Source organism: Geodermatophilus sp. SYSU D00742, assembly GCF_054049935.1.
Genome location: NZ_JBJGYJ010000067.1, coordinates 1 through 4,542, shown reverse-complemented (window position 1 = coordinate 4,542; position 4,542 = coordinate 1). Strand labels below are relative to the sequence as shown.

Sequence of the window (4,542 nt, the reverse complement as noted above, 5' to 3'; positions counted from 1 at the left end):
GGGGGGGGGGGGGGGGTGGTGGTTGTGTGGGTGTTGTTATATTGGTGGGGGGGGGGGGGGGGGGGGGGGGGGGGGGGGGGGGGGCCCCCCCCCCCTCCCCGGGGTGGATCAGTAGTCGAACTGGCCGGCGTTCTCCGCGGTGATCCGCAGCGGCGGGCCGAGCAGCAGCACCTTGGTGCTGTCGTCGTAGGTCACCTCGGGCATGTCCGCGCTGACGTTGTTCGTCTCCTGGAACTCCTCACCGTTGGCCAGCTGCACGCCGGCCCACGCGGTCAGGTAGCCGAGGTTCTCGACGTCCCAGAGGATGCTGGCGCTCGACGACCCGTCGGTGAGGTACGGCAGCATCGACTGCGGCGTGCCCAGGCCGACGGAGAAGACCTGCCCGATGCGGCCGGCGTCCCGGATGGCCTGCGCCACGCCGGGGGCCGACGACGTGCACTCGCCGACCAGGCCGGTGAGGTCGGGGTGGGCGTTCATCAGGTCGGTCGCCATCTGGGTGGCCTGCGCCTGGTCCTCACCGGCGTAGACGATGTCGACGATCTCGGCGTCCGGGTACTGCTCGGCGGTGTAGGCCTCCTGGACCTCGATCCAGGAGTTGAGGTTCTCCGCCGTCTGGCCGCAGGAGACGATGGCGTACTTGCCCGCACCCCCCATGGCCTCCATCAGGGCGTCGGTGAGCGCCTGGCCGATGCCCTCCGTCGAGGCCTGGTTGACGAAGACCTCGCGCACCGAGTTCGGGGCGTCGGTGTCGGAGGTGGCCACGCTGATGCCGGCGTCGGCGGCCTGCTGCAGCAGGGGTGCCATGGAGTCGGGGTCGTTGGGCGCCACGATGAGCGCGTCCACGCCCTGCTGGATGTAGGAGCGCACGATGTCGGCCTGCGCCGCCGGGTCGGCCTCGACCGGTCCCTGGTAGAGCCAGGTGCAGCCCAGCTCCTCGCAGGCGGCCTGCCCGCCGGTGTTCATCGCCTCGAAGTAGGGGATGCCCTGCAGCTTCGGGACGAAGGCGACGGTGACGTTCCCGCCGTCCGAGCCGCCGCCCCCCTCGCCGCCGCCGCCTCCGCCGCCGGAGGCCGAGCCGCCGCTGCCCTCCCCGCAGGCGGCGAGGGTCAGGGTCGCGGCCAGGCCCAGCACGGCGGCCGCACTCGTCTTTCGTGTCATCCTCATCGGTCACCTCATCGGAGTGGGGGTCGGTTCTCCCCCCGGTGCCGTCCAGCTCGGCGAGCCGGCGGTCCCAGGTCGTCGGCTCATCAGATCGGGATGAGCCCCCGCTGGCGGTCGTCGTCCTGAGGTCTGTCCCGCAGCGGCGCTGCGGCCAGGTCCCCGCGCGCGCCCGGGCGCGGGGACCCCTGACGGAGGCCGGCGGTGAGCGTCGCGACGGTCTCCCCCGGCCACCCGGCGCTCACCGGTGCTCCTCGGTGACGGCGACCCGCTGCACCCGGGTGCCGGCCTGCTCCAGGGCGGCCACGGCGGCGGGGTCGGCGGCGGCGTCGGTGTACAGGGCGGTGATCTGTGCGACCGGGATGGCGGTGTGCAGCGAGAAGCTGCCGAACTTGCTCGAGTCCACCAGGCCGAAGAACTGGTCGCAGTGGGCGGCGAGGTACTGCTTGACCTGCGCCTCCTCCAGCGTCATGTCCAGCAGGCCGCGCTCGGGGGAGACCGAGTGGGCGCCGACGAAGCCCTTGCCGATCCGCCCGCGGCCGGCCAGCACGTCACCGAGCAGGCCGACGACGGAACGGGCCGAGCGCCGGACGATGCCGCCGGGGACCAGCACGGTGGCCTCGGAGCGCTCGGAGAAGAGCGTGGCGGTCGGCATGCTGTTGGTGATCACGACCAGGGACCGGCGGTCCAGCAGTTCGCGCGCCAGGTGGTGACAGCTGGTGGAGGAGTCCAGGGCGATGACGTCGCCGTCGCGGACCAGCGGCGCGACGGCGCGGGCGATCGCGGTCTTCTCCGCCCGCCGGACCCGCAGCCGCGTCTCGAAGGAGCCCTCGTCGACGACGGGGGCGGCGACCGCGCCACCGCGGACCCGGCGCAGCACGGCGCGCTGCTCCAGCGCGTCGAGGTCCTTGCGGATGGTCACCGTGGAGACCTCGAGCCGCGCGGCGAGGTCGTTGACCTCCACCCGCCCGGTCGCACCCAGCTCGGACAGGATGACCTGCGAGCGCGCGTGCTCGTCGAGTGACGGCACCGGTACCACCCCCTCGCAGGTCACGCCGGTGTGACGGTCGACACACCCGGAGCGTGCGCGGGCGAACGTAGGGCCGCGCGAAACCCAGCGTCAAGCGTGCGGAGAGAAACGGAAGTCGCTGCCTTCCGGAGGAAGCGGGACGGCTTTCGCGGCCGGCCGGCGGAGCGGGGGCCCGCCGGCCCGGGCATCCGGACGGCCCCGGCTGATCGACTCCCGTCCGGGCCGCCGGTCGGGGAAGATCGGGTATGGCTCTCTTCACCGGCGTCGGCGTCGCCCTGGTCACCCTGTTCCGCGAGGACGGCGCGCTGGACGCGCCCGCCACCGCCGACCTCGCCGCGCGGCTGGTCGGCGAGGGCGTCCGTGCCGTGCTGGTCGCCGGGACGACGGGGGAGGCGGCCGGCCTGACCGCCGCGGAGCGCAGCGACCTGGTCTCCGCCGTCCGTGCCGCCCTCCCCGCCGCGGTCCCGGTGATCGCCGGGACCGGCGCGCCGACCGGCCGGCAGGCGGCGGAGCTGACCGAGCGCGCGTTCGGCGACGGGGCCGACGCGTGCCTGGCGCTCTCCCCCCACGGTGTCGCCGACCCGCGGCCGTACTACGACCGGGTCGCGAAGGCGGCCGGCGGCCGGCCGCTGCTGGCCTACCACTTCCCGGTGGCCTCCGCGCCGGGCGTCCCGGTCGGCGTGCTGCCCGAGCTCCCGGTGACCGGGCTCAAGGACTCCTCCGGGGACGCCGCGCGGCTGCTCGACGAGCTCGACACCTTCGACGGCGACCTCTACACCGGCGCGGCGAGCCTCGTGACGCTGTGCGGTGCCGTGGGTGCCGCCGGGGCGCTGCTGGCCGTCGCCAACATCGCGCCGCAAGAGTGCGCCGCCGCCTTCGCCGGGGACGGCGCCGCGCAGCGGCGGCTGGCCGCGGTGGACCGTGCCGCGTCGGCCGACTTCCCGGCCGGGGTCAAGCGCCTCGTCGCCGAGCGCTCGGGCGTCTCCGCGGTCACCCGGGTCGGCGGCTGACGGGCGCACGCCGCCGCACACGGCGCCGGTCGCTCGACCAGCGGGCCGTGCGGCATCGAGCGGCGGCGTGGGACGCGGGACCCGGGCCGGGGCGCTCCACCACCCGGGTCGGAGCGGATCCGCGACCGAAGATGGTCAGATCAGGTCATGCGCGACCGGCCCCCGGGGTCGCACCCTCGGACGCGTCCCGTCCAACCCCGGGCGGGAGCCCACCAACGCCCGCGAGAGCCGCGGGTCGGGGCACCGGAGGAAGGTCGATGAGCGCAGTCGAGCGGAACGCGCCGTTCACCGCGACGGCGGCCGCTGCGCACGGTCCGGGATCGGATCCCGGCGAGGAGGTGCGCCCGGGCACGCGGGTGCTCCTGCGTGCCTTCGTGGGGCTCACCCTGCTCGCCGTCTGCCAGCTGCTGCTCCGCCCCGGGCAGACGCGCGAGGCCTTCGCGTGGCACATCCACGCCGAGGTGACCGCGGCCTTCATCGGCGCGTCCTACGCGGCGGGGACCGTGCTGTCCGTCCTGGCCCTGCGCGAGCGGGCGTGGAGCCGCGTCCGCATCCCGGTCCTCACCGTGGGGGTCTTCACCGCCCTGACCCTCAATGCGACCCTCCTGCACACGCACAAGCTCCAGCTCACCACCGGCATCCCGTCGGCGCGCGCAGCCGCCTGGGTGTGGCTGGTCGTCTACCTGGTGGTGCCCTTCGCCTGCTTCGCCGTCGTCCGCCGGCAGGGGTGGCGCCGCCGCCGGACCGGCGACGCGCGCCGGCCGATGCCCGGATGGCTGGTCGCCCTGCTGGGCGTCCAGGGCGTGGTCCTGACGACGGCCGGCGTGCTGCTCTACGTCGGCGGCGTCGCGGTGCACCACCACGCCGACCCCGTCACCCGGTTCTGGCCGTGGGAACTGATGCCGCTGAGCGCGCAGGTGGTCGGCGCGTGGCTGATCGCCTTCGGGGTCGCCGCGGCCCTGGTGATCCGGGAGGGCGACCTCACCCGCCTGTTCGGGCCCGCGGTGGCCTACACGGTCTTCGGGGCGCTGCAGCTGCTGGTGCTGGTCCGGTACCTGGAGCACGTCAGCGCGGGCGACCCGTGGCTGTGGGGCTACGTGGTGCTCACCGCCACCGTCGTCCTCGCCGGCGGGTACGGCTGGTGGGCGGCGCGGCGTGAGGCGCCGACCGTGTCGGCCCGCGCCCGGTCCGACGTGCGGTCCTCCGTGGGGGAGCAGGCCCCGGAACCGGTGGGCTGAGGCCACCGGGTCCATCGGCCCAGCGCCCGGCAGACGTCGGCCGAGCCGGTCCGGTACGGGGCGGCCGTCCCCTACGGACCCCGTCGGCCGGTCACCCCCGTCTGGC

Annotated in this window: 5 protein-coding genes; 2 read left to right on the top strand and 3 right to left on the bottom strand. The window is 75.2% G+C overall.

The annotated features are described in order from the left end of the window. Positions 1 to 108 precede the first annotated feature (108 nt). The 3 genes from ACI78V_RS22790 to ACI78V_RS22780 all read right to left on the bottom strand — a co-directional run bounded on the left by ACI78V_RS22790 (position 109) and on the right by ACI78V_RS22780 (position 2,188). Positions 109 to 1,164 (bottom strand): autoinducer 2 ABC transporter substrate-binding protein, encoded by a 1,056-nt coding sequence (locus tag ACI78V_RS22790; RefSeq protein ID WP_456855089.1) that lies wholly within the window; start codon positions 1,162 to 1,164, stop codon positions 109 to 111. Between the two features lie 83 nt (positions 1,165 to 1,247). Further along, positions 1,248 to 1,403: a hypothetical protein gene (locus ACI78V_RS22785; protein ID WP_456855086.1), complete on the bottom strand. Its 156-nt coding sequence runs from the start codon at positions 1,401 to 1,403 to the stop codon at positions 1,248 to 1,250. Beyond that, complete coding sequence (locus ACI78V_RS22780; protein WP_456855083.1) at positions 1,400 to 2,188, bottom strand: DeoR/GlpR family DNA-binding transcription regulator; 789 nt, start codon at positions 2,186 to 2,188, stop codon at positions 1,400 to 1,402. The genes ACI78V_RS22785 and ACI78V_RS22780 overlap by 4 nt, the downstream gene beginning before the upstream one ends. Before the next feature lie 245 nt (positions 2,189 to 2,433). Here ACI78V_RS22780 and ACI78V_RS22775 point away from each other — a divergent pair, with 245 nt between their 5' ends. Both ACI78V_RS22775 and ACI78V_RS22770 read left to right on the top strand, forming a co-directional pair. Then, entirely contained in the window at positions 2,434 to 3,198 is a 765-nt protein-coding gene (locus tag ACI78V_RS22775; RefSeq protein WP_456855082.1) for a dihydrodipicolinate synthase family protein, read from the top strand. Positions 3,199 to 3,455: 257 nt separating this feature from the next. After that, the gene (locus ACI78V_RS22770) at positions 3,456 to 4,436 is read left to right on the top strand and encodes a hypothetical protein (RefSeq protein WP_456855080.1); all 981 of its coding nucleotides are present in this window, start codon (positions 3,456 to 3,458) and stop codon (positions 4,434 to 4,436) included. The last annotated feature ends 106 nt before the right edge of the window (positions 4,437 to 4,542 follow it).